The organism is Mycobacterium sp. NPDC003449, from assembly GCF_053588415.1.
Window position 1 is genome coordinate 1 of record NZ_JBSFPX010000126.1, and the last position, 21,877, is coordinate 21,877.

The following is a 21,877-nucleotide window of genomic DNA, read 5'->3' on the forward strand; positions in this document are numbered from 1 at the left end:
GCTGCACCACTACAACCACCACCGAGCCCACACTGGTATCGGCGGACTTACCCCCATCGAACGCCTACGCGTTCACAACCTGGCCGGGAATTACAACTAGATCTCTGCGCGAGCAGACGCGAAGGTCCCCCACACCACGGAGTGTCGGGGACTTTTGCGTCTGCTCGGCAGTGGAGTAGAAAGTTTGACCGTGACGAGCATTGAACGAGTCGGCGTCATCGGCGCCGGACAAATGGGATCGGGTATCGCCGAGGTGTCCGCCCGCGCGGGCGCCGGCATCGTGGTGTTCGAGACCACCCAGGAGTTGGCGGACGCGGGCAGGGCGCGCATCGAGTCGTCGCTTGAACGCGCGGTGAGCAAGGGCAAGTTGGCGGCCGACGACCGCGACGCGGTCCTGGGCCGCCTGACATTCACCACCGAGCTGTCCGATCTGGCGGATCGCCAGCTCGTCATCGAGGCGGTGATCGAGGACGAGGCGGTCAAGAGCAAGATCTTCGCCGACCTGGACCGGGTGGTCACCGACCCCGACGCGGTGCTCGCGTCGAACACCTCCAGCATTCCGATCATGAAACTGGCAGCGGCCACCCAGAATCCGCACAGGGTGCTTGGCCTGCACTTTTTCAATCCGGTGCCGGTGCTCCCGCTGGTCGAGCTGGTCAGCACGCTCGTGACCAGCGAATCCGCGGCCGCCCGCACCGAGCAGTTCGCCGGAACCGTGCTCGGTAAGCAGGTGGTGCGGTGCTCGGATCGTTCCGGGTTCGTGGTCAATGCGTTGCTGGTGCCGTACCTGCTCGCAGCGATCCGGATGGTCGAGGGCGGGTTCGCCACCATCGAGGACGTCGACAAGGCCGTTGTGGCCGGACTCTCCCACCCGATGGGGCCGCTGAGGCTGTCGGATCTGGTCGGTCTGGACACCCTAAAGCTAATCGCGGACAAGATGTTTGACGAGTTCAAGGAGCCCTTGTACGCAGCGCCGCCGCTGCTGTTACGCATGGTGGAGGCGGGGCAGCTGGGCAAAAAATCGGGGCAGGGCTTCTATACCTATTGAGTCCACCCGCGCTGGCACTTGTAGCTTGGCTTAGCTACTCTACCCACAGTAGGGCCGCCGGCTCGGGTACGAGTCTGCGCGCCGTCTCTCGCCGGCCCCCCGGTCGTCGTCAGTTGAAGAAACGTAAAGGGTAAATTTTCGCATGTCTAACGTCGAGTCCGAACTGGCGCCGTACTACGAGGAATCTCAGTCGATTTACGACATCTCCAATGAGTTCTTCGCACTGTTCCTGGGCCCCACCATGGGTTACACCTGCGGCTACTACGAGCGCGAGGACATGACCCTCGACGAGTCGCAGAACGCCAAGTTCGACCTGGCCCTTGGCAAGCTCGATCTCAAGCCGGGTATGACGCTGCTCGATGTGGGTTGCGGTTGGGGCGGAGCGCTGGAGCGGGCCGTCACCAACTTCGACGTCAATGTCATCGGCATCACGTTGAGCAAGGCCCAGTCGGATTACGCGCGGGCGCGGCTGGCCAAGCTCGACACCGAGCGCTCCATCGAGATCCGGCTGCAGGGCTGGGAGGAGTTCAACGAGCCCGTCGACCGCATCGTGTCGATCGGAGCCTTCGAGGCGTTCAAACAGGAGCGCTACCCGGTGTTCTTCGAGCGTGCCTACAGTCTCCTGCCGGAGAACGGCGGCCGGATGCTGCTGCACACGATCCTCGCCCACACTCAGCAGTTCTTCCGCGAGAACGGCATCAAGGTCACCCTCAGTGACCTGAAGTTCATGAAGTTCATCGGTGAGGTGATCTTCCCCGGTGGGCAGTTGCCCGCGGTCGAGGACATCGAGAAGCTCGCCGACGGTTCGGGCTTCACGCTGGAGCGGACCCACCTGCTGCAGCCGCACTACGCCCGCACCCTGGACATGTGGGCGGCCAACCTCGAGGCCAAGAAGGACGAGGCCATCGCCATGCAGGGCCAGGAGATCTACGACCGTTACATGAAGTACCTGACCGGCTGCGCGGACTTCTTCCGCCGCGGCATCACCAACGTCGGCCAGTTCACCCTGGTCAAGTAGGCACCGCCCGCCGAGGCTACGGTTGTTGGCGCGATTTCGATGAATTCGCGCCACAAACCGTAGCCTCGACGCGTTTCAGCCGGGGTAACCGGCCCGGTGGAGCGCATCCCTGGCGCGGGCGAGGACCTCGGGCCCCCGATACCGCAGCTGCCTGGCGCTGACCCGCACGATCGTCCAGCCGCGGGCGGCCAGAAACTCCAGCCGCACGATATCGCCTTCATGGATCTCCGGATCGGTCCAATGTTGGTCCCCGTCGTATTCGACGCCGACCATCCACTCGGGCCACCCCATATCGATGCGCCGACGCACCCGGCCCGACTCGTCGGCCACCGGTATCTGGGTGACCGGGCGGGGGAGCCCGCCGCGTACCAGCAGCAGTCGTAACCGTGTTTCCTGTGGAGATTCGGCCCCGGCATCGGCAAGGTCGAGCGCACGGCGCAGTCGACGGATGCCCCTCGCGCCCGGATAGCGCCGGGTGATGCTGGTGACGGCGGCGAGTTGGCCCGCGGTGCGGTTGAGCAGCGCGTCGATCCGGATGACGGCGGTGTCGAGTGGTTGCCGTCGTCCCATGTCATAGCAGGTGCGTGCGACGCTGGTGCAGATCATGCCGTCGACGATGTGCAGCTCGTCGTCGGCGATGGTGCCGGTGTGGACCAGAATGCCGGGCGGGGAGGGCTGGCGGACCCGCGCCAGCTCGGCCGGTGCCTCATCGGGCAGCCACTTGCTGCCGAGTACGGCCGCGGCGGAATACCCGGCCAGCGTTGCGGTGCGTCCGGACCACAGCCAGGCGGCGGTAGCCCTCGATCGCGCGGTGAGAGTGAAATCCTTTGGTATGTAGATGTTTTGATGAAGTTTGCGATATCTCGTCTGCAGCCCATGTCGGGTGACGGCGCCTGCGGCGAGCGCCTCGGCAGCGACGACGATGTCCCCCACACCGATATTCGACGCACCGGGCCGACATCCGGTTCCCCTCGCGCCGAGACTACGCTTTGTGGCGCAAAACCGGCGATTTCACGCCACAAAGCGTAGTCTCGGCGCCGATCAGCCGATCAGACGTCGGCCAGGCGCTTCTTCTCGGCTTTGATGTCGAAGTCCGCGGGCGGCCAGGACATCTCCAGGCCCTTGAGCGCCTCGATCAGCAACTCGGTGATGGCCAGCCTGCTGTACCACTTCCGGTCGCACGGCACGATGTGCCAGGGCGCGTACTCGGTCGAGGTCTTGTCCAGCATGGCCTGGTAGGCCTCCTGGTATTTGGGCCACAGCAGCCGCTCGTCGATATCGGCCGGGTTGTACTTCCAGTACTTGTCGGGGCGCACGAGCCGTTCGCCGAGCCGTTCCTTCTGCTCGTCGAGCGAGACGAACATGGCCACCTTCACCAGCGTGGTCCCGGCGTCGACGAGCTCGCGTTCGAAGGTGTTGATCTCGTCGTAGCGGGCGCCCCACACGTCGGGCGGCACCAGATTGTGTACCCGGACGATCAGCACGTCCTCGTAGTGAGAGCGATCAAACACCCCGATGTGCCCGGCGGGTGGCAACGCGTTGCGGATTCGCCACAGGTAGTGGTGGGCCCGCTCCTCCTCGGTTGGCTTGCCGAAGCTCGTGTACCGGATGCCCTGCGGGTTAGCCGCTCCCACAACGTGTTTGACGATTCCACCCTTGCCCGCGGTGTCCATGCCCTGCAGCACCAGCAGCACCGAGCGGGTGTCGTCACCGCTGCGGGAGCCGGCGTAGAGCATCTCCTGCAGCTCGGCGAACCGCTCGTTGCGTTCGGCCTGCAACTCCGGGGCATCGGACTTGGAGCCCTTGAATCCGGGGGTGTGGTTGGTCTTGATGTCGGCGACCTTGTCGCCGGGGCGGAACGCCAGGTGCTCGTGTGGCTCGTGGGTCCAATGGTCGGGAAGGTCGGACTGGTTACTGCTACTCATCCGATCTAGTCAAGCAGTTTCGGCGGCAGAACCGGTGACGGATGCGGCTGCGAGTTGAACTTCGCCAGGGAACCGCCGACTTCGACGATGCCGCACAGCGCGCTCCAGGACAGCATGGTCAGGTAGTCGATCAGTTCGTCGGAGGTCATCCGCTGATTCGACATCCACGAGTGGGTGGCCAACTGCACGCCCCCGACGGTGTGGAAGGCCCAGGCCTCCGCGCCCGCGGTGTCCATCCCGGCCTGCGCCATCCGCCTGCGCAGCATGACGGCGAGCATGCGGGCGATGATCTGCTCGGAATCGGCCACCGCCTTGCTCTTGCTGGCCGAGTTGTTGGTCATCACGAACCGGTACGTCTCGGGTTCGTTGGCCACGGTCCGGACGTACACCTTGATGATTTCGCGGGTCAGGGCGAAGCCGTCGAGATTCGAGGAGAGAGCGGCGGCCATGTTCGGGATCAGCGTCGTCTGCGCGAACCGCATCATCACCGCGGTGGTGAGGTCGTTCTTGTCGACGAAGTAGCGGTACAGCACGGTTTTGGACACGCCTATCTCGGCGGCGATCTCGTCCATGCTGACGTTGCTGCCTCGGCGCCGGATGGCGCCGAGGGTGCCGTCTACCAGCTCATTGCGGCGCTCCACCTTGTGCTGGTGCCAGCGCCTTTTACGTCCATCGGTCTTCACCGTCGCCGGCGGAGTCTGCTGTGCCACTTTTCGCGGTAGTCCCATTCCCTAGTTCCACTCGATAGTACGGCCGATGGAGCGGTATCCGCCCGAGGGTTCCGGGCGCAGGTGGCGCGATGGCGGATGATGGACTCGTGGCACATCGATTCAATGACGAGCCGCGTGCGTTGCCCGCGCCGCCGCGTAGCTTCGCCGAGACGCTGGCCGGTGCCGATACCGCGGCCGATGCCGAACGCCAGCGGGGTTTGCGGCGGATGAAGCTGGTCGCGCTGAGCTTTCTGATCGGCGCCACCATCGTCTTCCTGCTGTGCACGTGGGCGCAGTCGCGCGGCGCCGCCCCGTGGGTCGGTTATGTGCGGGCCGCCGCCGAGGCGGGCATGGTCGGTGCGCTGGCCGACTGGTTCGCCGTCACGGCGCTGTTCAAGCATCCGCTGGGTCTGCCGATCCCCCACACCGCGATCATCAAGCGTAAGAAGGACCAGTTGGGTGAGGGGCTCGGCGCATTCGTCCGGGAGAACTTCATGTCCCCGGAGGTGGTGGCGACCAAGCTGCGCGACGCCCAGGTGGCCGGCCGCGCGGGCAAGTGGCTCTCGGAACGTTCGCATGCCGAGCGGGTGGCCACCGAGGCGGCCACGGTGCTGCGGGTCGGCGTGGAGCTGCTGCGCGACGAGGATGTCCAGCACGTGCTGGACCGGATGATCGTCAAACGCATCGCCGAGCCAAGGTGGGGGCCGCCGATCGGCCGGGTGCTCTCGAGCCTGCTGGCCGAGGGCAGGCAGGAGGCGTTGATCCAGCTGCTGTGCGACCGCGCCTTCCAGTGGTCGCTGAACTCGGGCGAGGTGATCGAGCGGGTGATCGAACGCGACTCGCCGGGCTGGTCGCCGCGCTGGGTCGATCATCTCGTCGGGGAGCGGATCCACCGCGAGCTGATGGATTTCACCGATAAGGTGCGCCGCAATCCCGACCACGAACTGCGCCGGTCGGCGACCCGGTTCATGTTCGAGTTCGCCGACGATCTCCAGCACGACGAGGCCACGATTCAGCGGGCCGAGAACGTCAAGGACGAGATCATGGCCCGCGACGAGGTGGCCAGGGCCGCCGAGACGGCATGGGGTGCGGCCAAACGGATCATCTTGGAGTCGGTGGACGATCCGTCGTCGGCGCTGCGGACCCGGATCGCCGACTCGGTGATGCGCATCGGTGAGTCGGTGCGCGACGACGCCGAGCTACGCGACAAGGTCGACAACTGGATCGTGCGGGCGGCCCAGCATCTGGTGGCCGAATACGGGGTCGAGATCACCGCGATCATCACCGAGACCATCGAGCGCTGGGACGCCGACGAGGCCAGTCGGCGCATCGAACTCCACGTCGGCCGTGACCTGCAATTCATCCGGATCAACGGCACGGTGGTGGGGGCGGCGGCCGGCCTGAGCATCTATTCGGTAGCCCAACTACTCTTCTGACCTGCGCTAGCTAGTGCTTGCAAAAGTTAGCACCCCGTCGTAGCGTGGTATCCGTCGTAAACGGATACCCAACCTACGAGGGGGCATAAATGGCGCAGGATGAGAATCTGGCCGCCGTCGTGTCCAACGCCGCGCAGGACATCGGAGGCTTCATCCGGTCCCAGCGTGAAGCGGCGCAGGTATCGGTGCGGCAGTTGGCCGAGAAGGCCGGCGTCAGCAACCCCTACCTCAGTCAGATCGAGCGGGGATTGCGCAAACCCTCAGCCGACGTGCTCAACCAGATCGCGAAGGCGCTGCGGGTGTCGGCGGAAGTGCTCTACGTCCGTGCCGGGATCTTGGAGCCCAGCGGACCGAGCGAAGTCCGGGACGCCGTCGTCAACGACGTGAGCATCACCGAACGGCAGAAGCAGGTGCTGCTCGAGATCTATTCGTCGTTTCGCCAACAGAACGAAGCCGCTGTAGGTGAGGAGTCGACGCCTGATCCAACCGCCTGACACCCACCCACTGTCCGATAACGAGAGCACCAAATTCATTCCGTGGAAAGGAAACTCGACATGACCGATAAGACCCAACCGACCATCGAGGACCTCAAGGCCCCGCTGCTGGCCGCCGTCGGCGCCGCCGATCTGGCCCTGGCCACCGTCAACGAGATCGTCGCGAGCCTGCGTGAGCGTGCCGAGGACGCCCGCACCGACGCCGAGTCGCGCGTCGGGGAGAGCCGGGCCCGCCTGACCAAGCTGCAGGAGGAACTGCCCGGCCAGTTCGGCGAGCTGCGCGACCGGCTGAGCTCCGACGAGCTGCGCCGGGCCGCCGAGGGCTACGCCGACCAGGCCACCGCCACCTACAACAAGCTCGTGGAGCGCGGCGAGGCCGCCCTGGAGCGGCTGCGCAGCCAGCCGGCCATCGGCGACGCCGCCAACCGGGTCGAGGGCTACACCGACCAGGCCGTCGAGCTGACCCAGGAAGCGCTGGGCAACGTGGCCTCGCAGACCCGTGCCGTCGGTGAGCGGGCCGCCAAGCTGGTGGGCGTCGAGCTGCCGAAGAAGGTCGAGAAGACCGCTCAGAAGGCTCAGGCGCCGGTCAAGAAGGCCGCCGCTCCCGCCCGCAAGGCGCCGGCCAAGAAGGCCGCCCCCGCCAAGAAGGCCGCCCCGGCCAAGCGGGTGACCCAGAAGTAGGTCGCGCGGCGCCCGGGCCCGGCCCCGCGCCATTCGACGTTGACGATGACGCCCGCATAGGCTGGTGAGGTGATACTTCCCAACCTTGCGGGCGTCATTGTGTCGGTGCTCGTCATCGTCGTCTTCGTCGTCGGTGTCTACGCCTTCGTGCACGCGGCCATGCAGCGCCCGGACGCCTACACGGCCACGGGTAAGCTCACCAAGCCGGTGTGGCTGGCCATCATCGGCGTCGGGCTGCTGCTCGAACTGCTGCTGCGCGACGCGTTCGGTGCCGCCATCTCGGCCTGCGCCACCGGCGTGTACCTCGTCGACGTCCGGCCCAAACTGCTTGAGATCCAAGGAAAGTCGCGCTGACTCGATGCGTCTGACCGTGGCCGCGCTTGCCGCGGCGAGTTTGACCCCCGCCGTGATGTCCGCCCTTGCCGCACCGGCCGCCGCCGAACCCGCGACGCCCTACGTCGACCACGTCGAATGGGCGAAATGGGGCGATCTGTCGAGCCTCCGGGTGTACCCGACCGAGGCCGCGCGCCGGCACGCCGGGCAGCCGGACGCGGCCGCCGCTGCCGATGCGGCCTGGGCCCAGGTGCTGGCGCTGGCACCGGACGCCGACAGCACGGGCATGCGCGACCAGTTCATCTGCCACTGGGACTTCGCCGAGGCCAACGAGCCGGGCAAGACCAGCTGGAATCTGGAGCCGTGGCGGCCCGAGGTGTCACCGCAGGACATGCTGGCGGCGGGCTGCAACCCCGGCGGCACCGAGGAACCGTTCTGATGGGCGCCTACACCCGCGGGCAGGTCGCCGCGCTCGTCGACCACACCCTGCTCAAACCCGAGGCGACCGAGGCCGACGTCGCCGCGCTGGTCGCCGAGGCCGCCGACCTCGGGGTGTTCGCGGTGTGCGTGTCCCCGCCCGTGGTGGCGGTCGCCGCGCACGCCGCCCCACCCGGATTGGCCGTCGCCGCCGTGGCGGGTTTCCCGTCCGGTAAGCACCTTCCCGGGATCAAGGCCACCGAGGCCCAGCTCGCGGCTACGGCGGGCGCTGCCGAGATCGACATGGTCATCGACGTCGGCGTGGCCGTGACGGGCGCGCTGGCCGCGGTTGCCGCCGACGTGGCCGCGGTGCGGGCCGCGGTTCCGGCCGCCACCCTCAAGGTCATCGTGGAATCCGCGGCGCTGCTCAGCCTGTCCGGTGAGACCCGGCTGGTCGACGTGTGCCGGGCCGCCGAGGACGCCGGAGCGGACTTCGTGAAGACGTCGACGGGCTTCCATCCCGCAGGCGGCGCCTCGGTACGCGCCGTCGAACTCATGGCCGGTGCCGTGGGAGAGCGGCTCGGGGTGAAGGCCAGCGGCGGGATCCGCACGGCCGAGCAGGCCGCGGCGATGCTCGACGCCGGCGCGACCCGGTTGGGGCTGTCGGGTACCTGCGCGGTGCTCGACGGTTTCGACGGCTGAGCCGGCCCGGTCGCGTCGCCCGGCTCAGATCCCGGCGAAGCAGGGGTCCTGCTCACCCTTGGGCATCGCGGCGTTCTGGGTGGAGAACTGCGCGGCCACCCCGCTGTCGGTGACCTGGACGCTGTCGGCGTGGATGCCCATCGGGTAGCTGCCGGTCAGCTGGTCGGTGAACCGGTCCAGGATCGGCTGGATGGATTCGCGCGGCCAGGACAGCCCGATCGCGCTCAGCTCGATGATCTGCAGCGAGATGCCCTTGTTGACCACCCTGGGCTTGGCGACGATGTTGCCGACCAGACCCTTGAGTTCGATGGTGCCCTCGGACGGGTTGGTGGTGACGTCGGTGATGGCCGACCCGACGAACGGGAGCTGGACCATATCGGCCGCGGTCTGGCGCAGCCCGTCCAGGGACCAGTCGATATCGGCGGTCAGCGAGCCCACGGTGCCCGCGGAGTCGGCGGTCTCCTGCAGCCGGACGTCCCTGATGTCCAGCTTGACCTTCATCCCCTTGGCGTCGCGGATCTGGTTGCCCGCGGTTTCGATGTTGATGTTGGTGTAATGCCCGGTCACATGCTGCATCAGGAACGGGGGCAGCGGGTCGAACGACGCCTTCGCGCCGTCCTGCACGACACATTCGACGATGCCGGCGACCACCGTGTCGGCCCGGTTGCGGGCGTAGAGCTCACCGCCGAGCACCCCGGCGACGACCAGGGCCAGCACGATCACCACCACCAGCACGATCGACAGCGGATCCGACAGCAGCTTCTTGACCTTGGCCATCGGTGAGGAATCCGGCTCCGGTGGCTGCGCCGCCGGACCGGTGGATGCGGCCGGGTAACCGGGCGGCGGAGCCTGCGGAGGCGGCGGGGGCTGCGGCGGGGCCTGGTCGGCGGGACGGGCCCAGGGATCGGTCATCCCAGCGATTGTGCCCTACCCGGCTGGGCGGGCTATGGGCGACCGAGCGCGGCGAGCAGGGGACGGTTACCGAGCACCGCGATGCTCTCGCGGGCCCGGCGCGCGGAGTCCAGGTCGACGTCGACGGTGAGCAGTTGCGGGTCCTCGCCCGCCGCGGCGAGGACGTCCCCGGTGGGCGAGGTCACGAGGCTGCCGCCGACCCCGGTCGGACCGGCCTTGGCGATCTCGTTGCCCGGATACGCCTGATCCACCGCCGCCACGAATCCGGTGCTGTCCAGGGCGCGGGCGCGGGCCAGCAGCGTCCACTGCTCCAGCTTCCCCGGGCCCGATCCCCACGAGGCGTGCACGGTGGTCAGCTGCGCACCGCGGCCGGCCAATTCCACGAACAGCTCGGGGAACCGGATGTCGTAGCAGGTGGCCAGGCCGACCGTGACGCCGTCGACCTCGATCGTCACCGGCTCCGAACCCGGTGCGACGGTGCGTGATTCGGTGAACCCGAAGGCGTCGTAGAGGTGAATCTTGTGATAGTGGGTTTGGACCCCGGCCCCGGTCGCGATCAACGTGTTGGTGACCCGGCCGTCGCCGCTCGGCGCGAACATACCGGCCACCACGACCACCCCGGCCCTGGTCGCGATATCGCGCACCGCGGTGGCCCACGGCCCGTCCAGCGGCTCGGCCACCGGGCCCAGCGCGACCCCGAACCGGCACATGGTGGCCTCGGGGAACAGCACCAGCGCCGCGCCCTCGGCGGCGGCGCGGCGGGTGTAGTCCTCGACGATTTCCAGATTCGACGACGGCTCGGTGCCGGTGGCGATCTGCGCCAGCGCAATTCGCATGGGTTCAGCTTACGGGCGCCACGGCTGCCCAGGGCACCGTGAGCACCCCGTCGCGCATCCGGCGGCGCGGCGCGGCGACGTCGAAGCCCTCGGCGCGCAGCTGTTCCAGCATGGCCCGCCAGCGCACCCGCGGCCCGAACACCCCGTGCCCGGCCGCGCCGGCCCAGGCCCGGTCGGCCGCGGTGAGCAGGGTGTGGATCGGTTGACCTGCGACGTTGTGGTGGATCAGCACCTTGGGCAGCCGCTCGGCCAGATCCGACGGCGTCCCGATGGCGAACGGGTCGCAGGCCAGTGTGAGGCTGGCGGGCCCGGCCGCGTCCAACAGCACCCAGCAGCACCGGCGCCCCAGCTCATCGCAGGTGCCGTCGACGATCAGGCCGCCGGGGGCCAGGCGCTTGCGCATCGTCGCCCAGGCGTCGGGCACCGCCTCGACCGGGTACTGGCGCAGCACGTTGAATGCCCGCACCAGGACCGGGCGCAGGCCGGCCAGTTCGAACCCGCCGAGCGCGAAGTCCACGGCCGGCGTGCCCGGCTCGGGGCGCCGGGCCAGGGCGGTGGCCACCCGTTCCGGGTGGATCTCCAGGCCTACTACCCGGATACCGTCGCGGATCGATCTCAACCGGGCGGCCAGTTCCAGCGTGGTGACCGGAAGCGCGCCGTACCCGAGATCGACCACCAGCGGGTCGGCGGCGCTGCGCAGCGCGGTGCGGACCCGGGCCGAGTGCACCAGCCACCGGTCGCTGCGACGCAACCGGTTGTAGCCGGTGGTGCCCCTGGTGATGGCACCGACCGGCCTACTGGTGCTGCGCGATCCAGTCAGCGGTGAACGCCTCCTCGGCGACGAGGACCTCTTTCATGAACTGCAGAACCATCCCTTCGAGCTTGCCGCCGAGCAGCGGCACCGGAACCTTGCAGGAGCTGGTGAACTGCAGCTGGCTGCCGGTGCCCGTCGCGGTCAGCCGGTAGCGGCCGTCGAGGCGGCCGGGCGCGTGCGCCACCGTCGCCGTGTAGTGGCCCATGGCCTCGTCGCGCCCGGGGTCGTAGGGGTCGAGATGCTGTTCCCGGGTGATCGCCATGTCCAGCGGAATCACGCTGCGCACGATCGCGGGCAGGTCCGAACCGGGCAGCACCTGACGGAACGTCACGTCGATGCCGTCCGCGCCGGACCGGAACCCGGTCAGTTCCGACTGCGGCGCCACCTCGCGGAAGTGCTCCAGCATGGTCTGCCAGTAGTCGCGGCGGGCGAACACGGCGTACATCGACTCGCAGGGTGCGTCGAAGGCGATGGCGTGTTCCATCCGGCGACCCATGGTGCGACGGTACCGCCCGGCCCAGCCGGGATCGGTCAGGCGTTCTCGGTGATCCACACCGTGGTGAAGCGCTGTTCGGCGATCAGCAGGTCCACCAGCTGGCCGCCGATGAAATTCTCGATCTTGCCGCCGACCAGCGGCACCCGCACCTCGACGGTGGTGTGCACGGTCAAGCGGGCCCCGGCATCCGACGGGGCCAGCACCGTGGTTCCGGTCAGCGCGACCGGCGCACCGGGGATGGTGCCGTCGACGGTCCCGGCGGCCTGCCCGTCGCGGATCGGTTGCCAGTGCTCCTCGCGCACGATGCTCAGGTCGCCGGGATGGAACTGCGACACCAGGCCGGGCAGCCGGTCGGCCCGCAGGATCTGGGTGGTGGCCACCTCGATCGCACCGTCGGGGCCGATCGTCAGCCGGTCCAGGGTGGCGTCGTCGGCACCCGAATCGTCCAGCCGGGCCAGCCAGTACCGCTCGTCGCCGAATGCCCGGTGGACCTGTTCGACGCTGCCCTCGTATTCGGTGGCCATGTCGAATGATCGCGGCATAGCTGGTCAGGCTACCGTTACGGCCCGTGGTCAGTTCACATGTCGCCGGGGTGGAGGTCGTCGAGGGGGTCCCGCTCGCGCCGCTGACCACACTGCGGGTCGGGCCGGTCGCCCCCAGGGTGCTCACGCCCACCAGTACCGAGCAGCTCGTCGACGTCCTGCGGGCCCTGACCGTGGACGCCGGGCCGGTGCTGGTGCTGGCCGGCGGGTCGAACGTGGTGCTCGCCGACGACCTCGCCGACACGATGCCCGGCCTGACCGTGGTGCGGGTGGCCAACACCGAGATCACCGTCCAGGACAACCTGGTGCGCGCCGAGGCGGGCGCGGTGTTCGACGATGTCGTCATCACCGCCCTGGCGCACGGGCTGGGCGGGCTGGAGTGCCTGTCCGGGATTCCCGGCTCGGTGGGCGCCACACCGGTACAGAACGTGGGCGCCTACGGTGCCGAGGTCGCCGACGTGATCCGACGGGTCCGGCTCCTGGACCGCTGCACCGGCGAAGTCCGTTGGGCCGCACCGCAAGAACTCGGCTTCGGCTACCGCACCAGCATCCTCAAACACTCCGACGCCGCCATCGTCCTGGAGGTCGAGTTCGCCTTGGGCGCCGACGGGCGCAGTGCCCCGTTGCGCTACCGGGAGCTGGCCACCGCGCTGGGGGTCGAGCCGGGGGAGCGCGCCGACCCGCTGCGGGTGCGCGATGCGGTGCTGTCGCTGCGGGCGGGCAAAGGAATGGTCCTCGATCCGAGCGATCACGACACCTGGAGCGTCGGCTCGTTCTTCACCAACCCGGTGGTGGCGCGGGCGGAGTTCGAGCGGGTGCGGGCGGCGGCCGCGGGCCCGGTGCCGAACTACCCCGCGCCCGACGGTGTGAAGCTGGCCGCCGGGTGGCTGGTCGAGCGGGCCGGGTTCGGCAGGGGATTTCCCGGCGACGGCGCCCCGGCCCGGCTGTCCACCAAGCATGCGCTGGCCATCACCAACCGTGGCCACGCCTCGAGCGCGGACGTGATCGCGCTGGCCAACCGGGTCAGGGCGGGGGTCCGCGAGGCGTTCGGGATCGATCTCACACCCGAACCGATTCTGCTTGGATGCACTCTGTCGGTACCCTAGGTCCACGTGAGCCCAGCCGGTGATTCCCACGCCTGCGCGCCGCTGCTGAACCGGCGGCGCGCCCTGACGGCGCTTGCCGTCGGAATCGGGGCCGGCGCGCTGGCCGCATGTTCTGGCAAATCCGCCGACGGCACCGGTGAGTCGGATGCCACCCCGGCCGCGCCGACGCTGTCCTACCAGCCGGCCGCCGACGCCGGCGACGTCATCCCGACCGACCCGGTGGGGGTCGAGGTGACCGACGGCTGGTTCCAGCGGGTCAGCCTGACCAACCCGGACGGCAAGGTGGTCGCCGGCCGCTTCAACCGGGACCGCACGGCGTTCACCACCACCGAACCGCTGGGCTACGACGCCACCTACACCTGGTCGGGCTCGGTCGTCGGGCAGGACGGCAAATCCACGCAGGTCGAGGGCAAGTTCACCACCGTCGCGCCCCAGGTCCGGGTCAACGGGCAGTTCCAGCTCGCCGACGGCCAGGTGGTCGGCGTCGCGGCGCCGATCATCCTGCAGTTCGACGCCGCCATCGACGACAAGTACAAGCCGACCGTCGAGAAAGCCCTCAAGGTGACCACCACCCCACCGGTGGAGGGCGGCTGGGCCTGGCTGCCCGACGAAGCCGGGGGTTCGCGGGTGCACTGGCGCACCAGGGAGTACTACCCGTCCGGAACCAAGGTCAGCGTCGCCGCGCCGCTGTACGGCGTCGACTTCGGTGCCGGTGCCTACGGCGCCGCCGATTCGACGCTCGAGATCGAGATCGGCCGCAAGCAGCTGGTCCGGGCCGAGGCGTCCTCACACCGCATCCAGGTGCTCGACGGCTCGGGGGGCGTGCTGATGGACTTCCCGTGCAGTTACGGCGAGGGCGACCTCGACCGCAACGTGACGCGCAGCGGCATCCACGTGGTCACCGAGAAGTACGAGGACTTCTACATGACCAATCCCGCGGCCGGCTACACCAACATCCGGGAGCGGTTCGCGGTGCGCATCTCCAACAACGGCGAGTTCATCCACGCCAACCCGGCCAGCTCGGGTGCGCAGGGCAACAGCAACGTCACCAACGGCTGCATCAACCTGTCCCTCGAGGATGCCCAGCAGTATTTCGGCACCGCGATGTACGGCGATCCGGTCGAGGTCACCGGGACCCGCATCCAGCTGTCCTACGCCGACGGCGACATCTGGGACTGGGCGGTGGACTGGGACGAGTGGAAGTCGATGTCGGCGCTGTCGACCGAGGATGCGCCGTCGAACATCCCGGCCACGGCCCCGGCGACGCCGACCGACGCCCCGACCCTGTCGGGCACGCCGACCACCACCACGCCGCCGCCCAGCCCGTCCCCCGGCGGCTAGAAAGTCCACCGCGAGTTCGACGAAACCGTCGTCGAATCGCGATCGCGGCGACGGTTACGTCGAACTCGGCGCCGGTCGCTAGTCGAGGGTCCGGTTGAACCGTCCGTGCGGGGCCTGATCGCGCGGTCGGATCACGATCTGGTCCAGGTTGACGTGCGCGGGCCGGGACGCGACGAACCCGACCACCTCGGCGACATCCTCGGCGACCAGCGGCGTGATGCCGCGGTACACGCCCTCGGCCCGCTCCCGGTCGCCGTCGAAGCGCACCAGCGCGAACTCCGTCTCGACCGCACCGGGCGCGATCTCGGTGAGCCGCACCGGCTTCCCGAGCAGCTCGCCGCGCAGCGTGCGGTGCAGCGCGCCCTGGGCATGTTTGGCCGCGGTGTACCCGGCCCCGCCGTCGTAGGTCTCGAACGCCGCGATCGAGGTGATCGTGACGATCAGACCGTCGCCGGAGTCGACCAGTTTGGGCAGCAGCGCGCGGGTGACCCGCAGGGTGCCCAGCACGTTGGTCTCCCACATCCAGCGCCAGTGGTCGAGGTCGGCCTCGGCCACCGGGTCCAGTCCCTTGGCCCCGCCGGCGTTGTTGATCAGCACATCCACCCGGTCCAGGCCGGCGGCCATGGCCGCCACCGCATCGGGATCAGTGACGTCCGCCACAATCGCGGTGCCGCCGATCTCCTCGGCAAGGGCCTCGACGAGGTCGGCCCGCCGGGCCGCGCAGACTACGTGAAAACCAAGGCCAGCAAGGGTTTTCGCAGTGGCCGCACCGATGCCGGCGCTGGCGCCGGTCACAACCGCCACCCGGGGGCCGGGCTGTGATGTCGTCATCTGCCCAACCTTAGTTGCCGTGCTAAATTCGTCTCGTGACCCGGAGTTCTCAGTTCCGCCTCGTGCGGCGTGCGTGTTGTTGTCGCGCACCCCGCCGCCCCTGACTGAACCCGGACGTCGTTCTTCGTCCTACTGAGTCGCCAGGTGTGGCCCCGACCCACTAGCCGACCTCCAGTAAGGACAGACACGTGACTACCGCAACCCCCATCCGTCGCACCCCGGCCCGATCCACCGCACGCGCCAACCGGTCGGCGTCGGCCACCGCGGCCCGCTACCCGCAGTCGCGACTGCTGCACATCGTGGCTCCGTCGCTCAAGGTCGCCGACGTGGCCGCGGCGTCGGTGTTCAGTGCGGTCAGGCAGCGCGGCCCGATCGCCCGCGACGTCATCGCCCAGAGCACCCAGTTGAGCATCGCCACGGTGAACCGCCAGGTCACCGCCCTGCTTGAGGCGGAGATCCTGCGGGAACGCGCCGATCTCGCGGTGTCGGGTGCGATCGGGCGCCCGCGCGTCCCGGTCGAGGTCAACCACGAACCGTTCCTGACCCTGGGCATCCACATCGGTGCCCGCACCACCAGCATCGTGGCCACCGACCTGTTCGGCCGGACCCTGGACGTGGTGGAGACCCCCACCCCGCCGGGAAACCAGGCCGCCGCGCTGGCCGCGCTGGCCTCCAGCGCGCGCCGGTACCTGAGCCGCTGGCACCGCCGCCGCCCGCTGTGGGTGGGAGTCGCGGCGGGCGGCGTGGTCGACAGCGACACCGGCTACGTTGACCATCCGCGGCTGGGCTGGGCCGACGCGCCGGTCGGGCCGGTGCTCGCCGAGGCGCTGGGGCTGCCGGTCTCGATCGCCTCCCACGTCGACGCCATGGCCGGTGCCGAGCTGCTGCTCGGCGGCCGGCGCCGCACCCCGGAGACCGGCCAGGCCAGGACCAGCCTGTATGTGTATGCCCGTGAGACCGTGGGCTACGCGCTGTCCATCGACGGGCGGGTGCATTCCCCGGCCAGCGGCCCCGGCACCATCGCGGGCCTTCCGGCGAAATCCGAATTGCTCGGCGACACAGGGCAGCTCGAGTCGACCGTGAGTGACGAGGCGGTGCTCACCGCGGCGCGGCGGCTGCGGATCGTGCCGGCCGAGGGACCGTCATCGACGCTGCCGGGGGTGCTGCGGGCGGCGCGTCAGGGCGGACCGGAGGCCGGCGAGCGGGCCAGGGCCCTGCTCGAGGACCGGGCCAGGGTGCTCGGCGAGGCCGTCGCGCTGCTGCGCGATCTGCTCAACCCCGACGAACTGGTGGTCGGCGGCCAGGCCTTCACCGAATACCCCGAGGGCATGCCCGCGGTCGAGGCCGCGTTCCGGGAGCGCTCGGTGCTGGGAGCACGCGATATCCGGGTCACCGCATTCGGCAACCGGGTGCAGGAGGCCGGGGCGGGCATCGTTTCGCTGGGTGGGCTCTACGCCGATCCGATCGGCGCGATGCGACGTGCCCAGACCCGCCGATCCGCGAGCGGGGTAGATATAGCGGCGGTGTAGACATGGAGGTGTGCGCCTAGCTGCAGACGGTTCTGAGCTCCGCAACCGCCACGAGAGCCCTCGCCGGGTCGCGGTGCTGTCCGTGCACACCTCACCGCTGGCCCAACCGGGCACCGGTGACGCAGGCGGGATGAACGTCTACATCCTGCAGACCGCTCTGCAGCTGGCCCGCCGCGGCGTCGAGGTGGAGGTGTTCACCAGGGCGACGTCCTCGGCCGACGCCCCGGTGGTCCCGGTGGCGCCGGGGGTGCTGGTGCGCAATGTGGTGGCCGGGCCGTTCGAGGGGCTGGACAAATACGATCTGCCCACCCAGCTGTGCGCGTTCACCGCCGGGGTGCTGCGCGCCGAGGCCACCCACGAGCCGGGTTACTACGACATCGTGCACTCGCACTACTGGCTGTCCGGGCAGGTGGGCTGGCTGGCCAGGGACCGCTGGGCGGTGCCGCTGGTGCACACCGCGCACACCCTGGCCGCGGTCAAGAATGCCGCGCTGGCCGAGGGGGACGCGCCGGAGCCGCCGATGCGCTCGGTGGGGGAGCAGCAGGTGGTCGACGAGGCCGACCGGCTGATCGTCAACACCGAACACGAAGCGCAGCAACTGGTTTCGTTGCATCATGCCGACCGCTCCCGAATCGACGTGGTCCACCCCGGCGTCGACCTCGAGGCGTTCACCCCGGGGGACCGTGGCGCCGCGCGGGCCGCGCTTGGCATCGCCGCACACGAGCGGGTGGTGGCCTTCGTCGGCCGGATCCAGCCGCTCAAGGCGCCCGACGTGTTGCTGCGCGCCGCCGCCAAGCTGCCCGGGCTGCGGGTGCTGATCGCCGGCGGGCCCTCGGGCAGTGGCCTGGCCGAGCCCGACACCCTGATCCGGCTCGCCGACGACCTCGGTATCGGCGACCGCGTGACGTTCCTGCCGCCGCAGTCCCGTGAGCGGCTGGTCGACGTGTACCGCGCGGCCGACCTGGTCGCGGTGCCCAGCTATTCGGAATCCTTCGGCCTGGTCGCGGTCGAGGCGCAGGCCTGCGGCACCCCCGTGGTGGCGGCCGCGGTCGGCGGACTGCCGGTGGCGGTGGCCGACGGCGTCAGCGGAGCGCTGGTCGACGGCCACGGCATCGACGACTGGGCCGCGGCGATCGACGGTGTGCTGCAGCGTGATCCGGCCGCGCTGAGCCGGGCCGCGGTCATCCATGCCGCCGGCTTCTCCTGGTCACACACCGCGGACGGTCTGCTGGCCGGGTACTCCAGGGCGATGAGCGATTACCGCGCCCGCCACCCGCGGCCGCCGCGGCGGACCGGGCGGCGGTTCACCATGCGGCGCGGGGTGCGCGCGTGAGCCCACAGACCGTGCGCGACGCCATCGTGGCGACCCTGGACGAACACGAACTCGTATACCACGAGCACGAAGGTGCGCACGGCGGCCAGTCCGGCATCGTCGTCGAACTGCCCGGCGAGCGCAGGCTGGTGACCAACACCATCCTGTCGGTCGGGGAGCACTCGGTGCGGGTCGAGGCGTTCGTCTGCCGCAAGCCCGACGAGAACTTCGAAGGTGTCTACCGGTTTCTGCTCAAGCGCAACCGCAGGCTCTACGGCGTCGCCTACACCCTCGACAACGTCGGCGACATCTACCTGGTCGGGCGGATGGCGCTGGCCACCGTCTCCGCCGACGAGATCGACCGGGTGCTCGGCCAGGTGCTCGAAGCCGTCGATTCGGATTTCAACACCCTGTTGGAGTTGGGCTTTAGGTCGTCGATCCAGAAGGAATGGGAGTGGCGGGTCTCGCGTGGCGAGTCGCTGCGCAATCTCAAGGCGTTCGAGCACCTCATCGACGACGGCGAGGACTGAACCGCTGTGACAGGATGAGCCCATGCCCACGCTGATCCTGCTCCGCCACGGCGAGTCCGACTGGAACGAGAAGAATCTGTTCACCGGATGGGTCGATGTCGACCTGACCGACAAGGGCCGTGCCGAGGCGGTGCGGGGCGGTGAGTTGATGGCCGGCCAGGGTCTGGCGCCCGATGTGCTCTACACGTCGCTGCTGCGCCGGGCGATCAGCACCGCGCACCTGGCCCTCGACGCCGCCGACCGGCTGTGGATCCCGGTGCACCGCGACTGGCGGCTCAACGAACGCCACTACGGCGCCCTGCAGGGCCTGGACAAGGCCGAGACCAAGGCCAAATACGGCGAGGAGCAGTTCATGGCGTGGCGGCGCAGCTACGACACGCCGCCACCGCCGATCGAGAAGGGCAGCGAGTTCAGCCAGGACGCCGATCCGCGCTACGCCGATATCGGCGGCGGCCCGCTGACCGAATGCCTCAAGGACGTCGTGACCCGGTTCGTGCCGTATTACGAGGGCACGATCATGCCGGACCTGAAGGCCGGTAAGACGGTGCTGATCGCGGCGCACGGCAACTCGCTGCGGGCGCTGGTCAAATACCTGGACGGGATGTCGGACGAGGACGTCGTCGGCCTGAACATCCCGACCGGGATACCGCTGCGCTACGACCTGGACGAGAACCTGAAGCCGCTGGTGGTGGGCGGGGAGTACCTCGATCCGGAGGCCGCGGCGGCCGGTGCGGCCGCGGTCGCGGCGCAGGGGGCGAAATAGCCCGCCGGTGGTGTCCGGGCGCGGAGTCCTAGCAAGCGCCGCGACGACAACACCGATACGGCAAACGGCAGGTTACGCATGGTTAACAGCAACCGAACTCCTGTCTTTGGTCGTGTGACATATCCCGATTTGGCCGCACGCTGCTGGGATGACGTTCACCGCGTGCGTACGATTTTCGCGTGAGCTTGGTGTCGGCGTTACTGCTGACGGCGGTCGTAGCGCTGCTCGCCGTGAGCATCGGTGGGGCAGTCGGCGCCGCGGTGGCACCACGCATGGTCGCCCGACGGCAGCGCCGGGAGGCCGAGGAGGCGGGCATGACCGTCTCGCAGATGCTCCGCCACATCGTGTCGCTCTCACCGACCGGCGTCGTCGTGGTCGACAGCTTCAATGACGTGGTCTACGCCAACGACCGGGCCGGTGAGCTGGGCGTGGTGCGTGACCGCCTGCTCGACGACCGGGCCTGGCGAGCCGCCGAGCAGGTGTTCGCCACGGGCCAGAACATCTACGTCGACCTGTCGCCGCGCAAGGTGGCCGTTCCGGGGCGCTCGGGCATCTCGGTGCGGGGTGAGGTGCGGTTGGTGGCCGCCGACGGCGGCCGGTTCGCCGTGGTCTACGCCGACGACCAGTCCGAACATGCCCGGCTGGAGGCGACCCGGCGGGATTTCGTCGCCAATGTCAGCCACGAGCTGAAGACCCCGGTGGGGGCGATGGGGGTGCTGGCCGAGGCGCTGCTGGCCTCGGCCGACGACCCCGACACCGTGCGCCGGTTCGCCGAGAAGATGGTCACCGAATCGCACCGGCTGGCAGATATGGTCGGCGAGCTGATCGAACTGTCCCGGCTGCAGGGCGGCGAACGCCTGCCCGACCTTGAGGCCGTCGACGTCGACACCGTGGTGGCCGAGGCGTTGTCCCGGCACAAGGTGGCCGCCGACAATGCCCACATCTCGATCACCACCGACGCGCCGACCGGCTACCGCGTGCTGGGCGACGAGACGCTGCTGGTCACTGCCATCGCGAACCTGGTATCGAATGCAATCGCCTACTCGCCCAACGGTTCCGGAGTCTCGGTCAGCCGCAGACGGCGGGGTGGCAGTGTCGAGATCGCGGTCACCGACCGTGGTATCGGGATCGCCAAGGGCGATCAGGAGCGGGTCTTCGAACGGTTCTTCCGGGTCGACAAGGCCCGGTCGCGGGCGACCGGCGGCACCGGCCTCGGCCTGGCCATCGTCAAACACGTCGCCGCCAATCACAACGGAACCATCCGGCTGTGGAGTCAGCCGGGGACCGGGTCGACGTTCACCCTGTCGATTCCGGCCCATCCCTATCCGGACGATCCGCAAGATGATGACGTCGAACGAGAGGATTAGCGAGAACGATGACCAGCGTGTTGATCGTTGAGGATGAGGAGTCGCTGGCCGATCCGTTGGCATTCCTGCTTCGCAAGGAGGGCTTCGAGGCCACCGTGGTGGTCGACGGCCCTTCGGCTCTGGCGGAGTTCGAGCGGGCCGGTGCCGACATCGTGCTGTTGGACCTGATGCTGCCCGGAATGAGCGGAACCGACGTCTGCAAGCAACTGCGGGCCCGCTCCAGCGTGCCGGTGATCATGGTGACCGCCCGTGACAGTGAGATCGACAAGGTCGTCGGGCTCGAACTCGGTGCCGACGACTATGTGACCAAACCGTATTCGGCCCGCGAACTCATCGCCAGGATCCGTGCCGTGCTGCGCCGCGGCGCCGACACCGATGAAACCGGCATCACCGACGGCGTGCTGGAGGCCGGTCCGGTCCGGATGGACGTTGAGCGCCACGTCGTCAGCGTCAACGGCGACCAGATCACGTTGCCGCTCAAGGAGTTCGACCTGCTGGAGTACCTGATGCGCAACAGCGGGCGGGTGCTCACCAGGGGCCAGCTGATCGACCGGGTATGGGGCGCGGACTACGTGGGCGACACCAAGACCCTCGATGTCCACGTCAAGCGGTTGCGGTCCAAGATCGAGGCCGACCCGGCGAACCCGGTGCACCTGGTCACCGTCCGCGGCCTCGGCTACAAGCTCGAGGGCTGAGTTACTTCCCCCGCGAGCAGACACTGCGGTACCCCTTTC

At 69.0% G+C, this 21,877-nt stretch carries 25 protein-coding genes; 16 read left to right on the plus strand and 9 right to left on the minus strand.

What is annotated here, in order from left to right; translation table 11 throughout:
• The first annotated feature begins 190 nt into the window (after positions 1-190).
• Positions 191-1,048: a 3-hydroxybutyryl-CoA dehydrogenase gene (locus tag ACWDTP_RS25995; protein ID WP_450025143.1), complete on the plus strand. Its 858-nt coding sequence runs from the start codon at positions 191-193 to the stop codon at positions 1,046-1,048.
• Between the two features lie 142 nt (positions 1,049-1,190).
• On the plus strand, positions 1,191-2,066 hold the full coding sequence (locus tag ACWDTP_RS26000) for a cyclopropane mycolic acid synthase family methyltransferase (protein ID WP_450025145.1): 876 nt from the start codon (positions 1,191-1,193) through the stop codon (positions 2,064-2,066).
• 75 nt (positions 2,067-2,141) lie between these two features.
• Here the strand turns inward: ACWDTP_RS26000 and ACWDTP_RS26005 are convergent, their stop codons facing one another.
• From ACWDTP_RS26005 to ACWDTP_RS26015, 3 genes are all read right to left on the minus strand, one after another.
• Positions 2,142-2,999 (minus strand): endonuclease domain-containing protein, encoded by an 858-nt coding sequence (locus tag ACWDTP_RS26005; RefSeq protein ID WP_450025147.1) that lies wholly within the window; start codon positions 2,997-2,999, stop codon positions 2,142-2,144.
• 116 nt (positions 3,000-3,115) lie between these two features.
• Entirely contained in the window at positions 3,116-3,991 is an 876-nt protein-coding gene (locus tag ACWDTP_RS26010) for a polyphosphate kinase 2 family protein (RefSeq protein WP_450025149.1), read from the minus strand.
• Between the two features lie 5 nt (positions 3,992-3,996).
• Positions 3,997-4,719, minus strand: a complete 723-nt coding sequence (locus ACWDTP_RS26015) for a TetR/AcrR family transcriptional regulator (protein ID WP_450025151.1) — start codon at positions 4,717-4,719, stop codon at positions 3,997-3,999.
• A 71-nt stretch (positions 4,720-4,790) separates the two neighbouring features.
• On the opposite strand from ACWDTP_RS26015, the gene ACWDTP_RS26020 reads away from it, so the two are divergent.
• The 6 genes from ACWDTP_RS26020 to deoC all read left to right on the plus strand — a co-directional run bounded on the left by ACWDTP_RS26020 (position 4,791) and on the right by deoC (position 8,764).
• A complete protein-coding gene (locus ACWDTP_RS26020) occupies positions 4,791-6,137 on the plus strand; it encodes a DUF445 domain-containing protein (RefSeq protein WP_450025153.1) in 1,347 nt (448 codons plus the stop codon).
• A gap of 89 nt (positions 6,138-6,226) precedes the next feature.
• Entirely contained in the window at positions 6,227-6,631 is a 405-nt protein-coding gene (locus ACWDTP_RS26025; RefSeq protein ID WP_450025154.1) for a helix-turn-helix domain-containing protein, read from the plus strand.
• Positions 6,632-6,691: 60 nt separating this feature from the next.
• Positions 6,692-7,312, plus strand: coding sequence for a heparin-binding hemagglutinin (locus ACWDTP_RS26030; RefSeq protein ID WP_450025156.1), 621 nt, complete (start codon positions 6,692-6,694; stop codon positions 7,310-7,312).
• A gap of 69 nt (positions 7,313-7,381) precedes the next feature.
• Positions 7,382-7,666, plus strand: a complete 285-nt coding sequence (locus ACWDTP_RS26035; protein ID WP_450025158.1) for a DUF2516 family protein — start codon at positions 7,382-7,384, stop codon at positions 7,664-7,666.
• A 4-nt stretch (positions 7,667-7,670) separates the two neighbouring features.
• Positions 7,671-8,084: a DUF2599 domain-containing protein gene (locus ACWDTP_RS26040; RefSeq protein WP_450025160.1), complete on the plus strand. Its 414-nt coding sequence runs from the start codon at positions 7,671-7,673 to the stop codon at positions 8,082-8,084.
• Entirely contained in the window at positions 8,084-8,764 is a 681-nt protein-coding gene (deoC, locus tag ACWDTP_RS26045; protein WP_450025162.1) for a deoxyribose-phosphate aldolase, read from the plus strand. Before ACWDTP_RS26040 ends, deoC begins: the two co-directional genes overlap by 1 nt.
• A gap of 24 nt (positions 8,765-8,788) precedes the next feature.
• Here the strand turns inward: deoC and ACWDTP_RS26050 are convergent, their stop codons facing one another.
• Genes ACWDTP_RS26050 through ACWDTP_RS26070 form a run of 5 tightly spaced genes read right to left on the minus strand, consistent with a single transcriptional unit; the run spans position 8,789 to position 12,364 of the window.
• The gene (locus tag ACWDTP_RS26050; RefSeq protein WP_450025164.1) at positions 8,789-9,676 is read right to left on the minus strand and encodes an LmeA family phospholipid-binding protein; all 888 of its coding nucleotides are present in this window, start codon (positions 9,674-9,676) and stop codon (positions 8,789-8,791) included.
• A 32-nt stretch (positions 9,677-9,708) separates the two neighbouring features.
• Positions 9,709-10,512 carry a carbon-nitrogen hydrolase family protein gene (locus tag ACWDTP_RS26055; RefSeq protein ID WP_450025166.1) on the minus strand — a complete coding sequence of 268 codons (804 nt, stop codon included), beginning with the start codon at positions 10,510-10,512 and terminating at the stop codon, positions 9,709-9,711.
• Between the two features lie 4 nt (positions 10,513-10,516).
• A complete protein-coding gene (locus ACWDTP_RS26060; RefSeq protein WP_450025190.1) occupies positions 10,517-11,332 on the minus strand; it encodes a class I SAM-dependent methyltransferase in 816 nt (271 codons plus the stop codon).
• On the minus strand, positions 11,307-11,822 hold the full coding sequence (locus tag ACWDTP_RS26065) for a DUF2505 domain-containing protein (RefSeq protein ID WP_450025168.1): 516 nt from the start codon (positions 11,820-11,822) through the stop codon (positions 11,307-11,309). The genes ACWDTP_RS26060 and ACWDTP_RS26065 overlap by 26 nt, the downstream gene beginning before the upstream one ends.
• Positions 11,823-11,857: 35 nt before the next feature.
• Complete coding sequence (locus tag ACWDTP_RS26070; RefSeq protein ID WP_450025170.1) at positions 11,858-12,364, minus strand: DUF2505 domain-containing protein; 507 nt, start codon at positions 12,362-12,364, stop codon at positions 11,858-11,860.
• Positions 12,365-12,390: 26 nt separating this feature from the next.
• Here ACWDTP_RS26070 and ACWDTP_RS26075 point away from each other — a divergent pair, with 26 nt between their 5' ends.
• Together ACWDTP_RS26075 and ACWDTP_RS26080 are read left to right on the plus strand one after the other, a co-directional pair.
• Positions 12,391-13,470, plus strand: a complete 1,080-nt coding sequence (locus ACWDTP_RS26075) for a UDP-N-acetylmuramate dehydrogenase (RefSeq protein WP_450025172.1) — start codon at positions 12,391-12,393, stop codon at positions 13,468-13,470.
• A 6-nt stretch (positions 13,471-13,476) separates the two neighbouring features.
• Positions 13,477-14,811 (plus strand): L,D-transpeptidase, encoded by a 1,335-nt coding sequence (locus tag ACWDTP_RS26080; protein ID WP_450025174.1) that lies wholly within the window; start codon positions 13,477-13,479, stop codon positions 14,809-14,811.
• A 78-nt stretch (positions 14,812-14,889) separates the two neighbouring features.
• Here ACWDTP_RS26080 and ACWDTP_RS26085 read toward each other — a convergent pair whose 3' ends face one another.
• The gene (locus tag ACWDTP_RS26085) at positions 14,890-15,642 is read right to left on the minus strand and encodes an SDR family NAD(P)-dependent oxidoreductase (protein ID WP_450025176.1); all 753 of its coding nucleotides are present in this window, start codon (positions 15,640-15,642) and stop codon (positions 14,890-14,892) included.
• Between the two features lie 188 nt (positions 15,643-15,830).
• Here ACWDTP_RS26085 and ACWDTP_RS26090 point away from each other — a divergent pair, with 188 nt between their 5' ends.
• The 6 genes from ACWDTP_RS26090 (at position 15,831) to regX (ending at position 21,838) form a co-directional block, all read left to right on the plus strand.
• Positions 15,831-17,171: an ROK family protein gene (locus ACWDTP_RS26090; protein WP_450025178.1), complete on the plus strand. Its 1,341-nt coding sequence runs from the start codon at positions 15,831-15,833 to the stop codon at positions 17,169-17,171.
• A gap of 10 nt (positions 17,172-17,181) precedes the next feature.
• Positions 17,182-18,504: a D-inositol-3-phosphate glycosyltransferase gene (mshA, locus tag ACWDTP_RS26095; protein ID WP_450025180.1), complete on the plus strand. Its 1,323-nt coding sequence runs from the start codon at positions 17,182-17,184 to the stop codon at positions 18,502-18,504.
• Positions 18,501-19,013 (plus strand): YbjN domain-containing protein, encoded by a 513-nt coding sequence (locus tag ACWDTP_RS26100; RefSeq protein WP_450025182.1) that lies wholly within the window; start codon positions 18,501-18,503, stop codon positions 19,011-19,013. The genes mshA and ACWDTP_RS26100 overlap by 4 nt, the downstream gene beginning before the upstream one ends.
• Before the next feature lie 22 nt (positions 19,014-19,035).
• Positions 19,036-19,776, plus strand: coding sequence for a phosphoglyceromutase (locus ACWDTP_RS26105; protein ID WP_450025184.1), 741 nt, complete (start codon positions 19,036-19,038; stop codon positions 19,774-19,776).
• 179 nt (positions 19,777-19,955) lie between these two features.
• Entirely contained in the window at positions 19,956-21,143 is a 1,188-nt protein-coding gene (locus ACWDTP_RS26110; RefSeq protein ID WP_450025186.1) for a sensor histidine kinase, read from the plus strand.
• An 8-nt stretch (positions 21,144-21,151) separates the two neighbouring features.
• Positions 21,152-21,838, plus strand: a complete 687-nt coding sequence (regX, locus tag ACWDTP_RS26115) for a two-component sensory transduction protein RegX (protein WP_450025188.1) — start codon at positions 21,152-21,154, stop codon at positions 21,836-21,838.
• Positions 21,839-21,877 lie beyond the last annotated feature (39 nt).

Bases quoted from the DNA above. Each gene is read 5' to 3' on its own strand.
- ACWDTP_RS26000 (WP_450025145.1), top strand. From the start codon at position 1,191: ATGTCTAACGTCGAGTCCGAACTGGCGCCGTACTACGAGGAATCTCAG.
- ACWDTP_RS26010 (WP_450025149.1), bottom strand. From the start codon at position 3,991: ATGAGTAGCAGTAACCAGTCCGACCTTCCCGACCATTGGACCCACGAG.
- ACWDTP_RS26015 (WP_450025151.1), bottom strand. From the start codon at position 4,719: ATGGGACTACCGCGAAAAGTGGCACAGCAGACTCCGCCGGCGACGGTG.
- ACWDTP_RS26020 (WP_450025153.1), top strand. From the start codon at position 4,791: ATGGCGGATGATGGACTCGTGGCACATCGATTCAATGACGAGCCGCGT.
- ACWDTP_RS26025 (WP_450025154.1), top strand. From the start codon at position 6,227: ATGGCGCAGGATGAGAATCTGGCCGCCGTCGTGTCCAACGCCGCGCAG.
- ACWDTP_RS26030 (WP_450025156.1), top strand. From the start codon at position 6,692: ATGACCGATAAGACCCAACCGACCATCGAGGACCTCAAGGCCCCGCTG.
- ACWDTP_RS26040 (WP_450025160.1), top strand. From the start codon at position 7,671: ATGCGTCTGACCGTGGCCGCGCTTGCCGCGGCGAGTTTGACCCCCGCC.
- deoC (WP_450025162.1), top strand. From the start codon at position 8,084: ATGGGCGCCTACACCCGCGGGCAGGTCGCCGCGCTCGTCGACCACACC.
- ACWDTP_RS26050 (WP_450025164.1), bottom strand. From the start codon at position 9,676: ATGACCGATCCCTGGGCCCGTCCCGCCGACCAGGCCCCGCCGCAGCCC.
- ACWDTP_RS26055 (WP_450025166.1), bottom strand. From the start codon at position 10,512: ATGCGAATTGCGCTGGCGCAGATCGCCACCGGCACCGAGCCGTCGTCG.
- ACWDTP_RS26065 (WP_450025168.1), bottom strand. From the start codon at position 11,822: ATGGGTCGCCGGATGGAACACGCCATCGCCTTCGACGCACCCTGCGAG.
- ACWDTP_RS26070 (WP_450025170.1), bottom strand. From the start codon at position 12,364: ATGCCGCGATCATTCGACATGGCCACCGAATACGAGGGCAGCGTCGAA.
- ACWDTP_RS26085 (WP_450025176.1), bottom strand. From the start codon at position 15,642: ATGACGACATCACAGCCCGGCCCCCGGGTGGCGGTTGTGACCGGCGCC.
- ACWDTP_RS26105 (WP_450025184.1), top strand. From the start codon at position 19,036: ATGCCCACGCTGATCCTGCTCCGCCACGGCGAGTCCGACTGGAACGAG.
- regX (WP_450025188.1), top strand. From the start codon at position 21,152: ATGACCAGCGTGTTGATCGTTGAGGATGAGGAGTCGCTGGCCGATCCG.